The sequence below is a fragment of the Microbacterium meiriae genome (assembly GCF_040685015.1).
GTDB classification, from domain to species: Bacteria; Actinomycetota; Actinomycetes; order Actinomycetales; family Microbacteriaceae; genus Microbacterium; species Microbacterium meiriae.
In genome coordinates this window covers 4147-5551 of the sequence record NZ_JBFBHD010000003.1, presented here as the reverse complement: position 1 = coordinate 5551, position 1405 = coordinate 4147, and the positions used below count along the sequence as shown (strand labels likewise).

The window sequence follows — 1405 nt, the reverse complement described above, 5'->3', positions numbered from 1 at the left end:
GAGTCCGGCGGTGTCCTACTCTCCCACAGGGTCCCCCCTGCAGTACCATCGGCGCTGTGAGGCTTAGCTTCCGGGTTCGGAATGTGACCGGGCGTTTCCCTCACGCTATGGCCGCCGAAACACTATTGATGTTTCAATCAAACCTAAAGCAATGATGAATCATTGTTGAAGGTAGTTCTCGACCGTACATCGAGAACCACTCAGTGGACGCAAGCACCAACAAACGGTGTGTTATCAAGTCATCGGCTTATTAGTACCAGTCAGCTGCACACGTTACCGTGCTTCCACATCTGGCCTATCAACCCAGTAGTCTGGCTGGGAGCCTCTCACCCGAAGGTATGGAAGTCTCATCTTGAGGCCGGCTTCCCGCTTAGATGCTTTCAGCGGTTATCCATCCCGAACGTAGCTAATCAGCGGTGCTCCTGGCGGAACAACTGACACACCAGAGGTTCGTCCAACCCGGTCCTCTCGTACTAGGGTCAGATCCTCTCAAACTTCCTACGCGCGCAGCGGATAGGGACCGAACTGTCTCACGACGTTCTAAACCCAGCTCGCGTACCGCTTTAATGGGCGAACAGCCCAACCCTTGGGACCTACTCCAGCCCCAGGATGCGACGAGCCGACATCGAGGTGCCAAACCATGCCGTCGATATGGACTCTTGGGCAAGATCAGCCTGTTATCCCCGAGGTACCTTTTATCCGTTGAGCGACAGCGCTTCCACAAGCCACTGCCGGATCACTAGTCCCGACTTTCGTCCCTGCTCGACCTGTCAGTCTCACAGTCAAGCTCCCTTGTGCACTTACACTCGCCACCTGATTGCCAACCAGGTTGAGGGAACCTTTGGGCGCCTCCGTTACTTTTTGGGAGGCAACCGCCCCAGTTAAACTACCCACCAGGCACTGTCCCTGAACCGGATTACGGTTCGAAGTTAGATATCCAGAGTGACCAGAGTGGTATTTCAACAATGACTCCACGGTAACTGGCGTCACCGCTTCAAAGTCTCCCACCTATCCTACACAAGCCACACCGAACACCAATACCAAGCTGTAGTAAAGGTCACGGGGTCTTTCCGTCCTGCTGCGCGTAACGAGCATCTTTACTCGTAATGCAATTTCGCCGAGTTCGCGGTTGAGACAGTTGGGAAGTCGTTACGCCATTCGTGCAGGTCGGAACTTACCCGACAAGGAATTTCGCTACCTTAGGATGGTTATAGTTACCACCGCCGTTTACTGGGGCTTAAATTCTCAGCTTCGCCTTGCGGCTAACCGGTCCTCTTAACCTTCCAGCACCGGGCAGGCGTCAGTCCGTATACATCGTCTTGCGACTTGGCACGGACCTGTGTTTTTAGTAAACAGTCGCTACCCACTAGTCTCTGCGGCCTCCAAACGCTTTCGGAGCACGTCC

The 1405-nt window shown here is 54.4% G+C and carries 2 rRNA genes (1 of these 2 cut by a window edge); both read right to left on the bottom strand.

The annotated features are described in order from the left end of the window. Nucleotides 1-2 precede the first annotated feature (2 nt). Nucleotides 3-119, bottom strand: a 5S ribosomal RNA gene (rrf, locus tag AB0N68_RS16805). Nucleotides 120-230: 111 nt separating this feature from the next. Next, a 23S ribosomal RNA gene (locus AB0N68_RS16800) occupies nt 231-1405 on the bottom strand (it continues 2027 nt past the right edge of the window).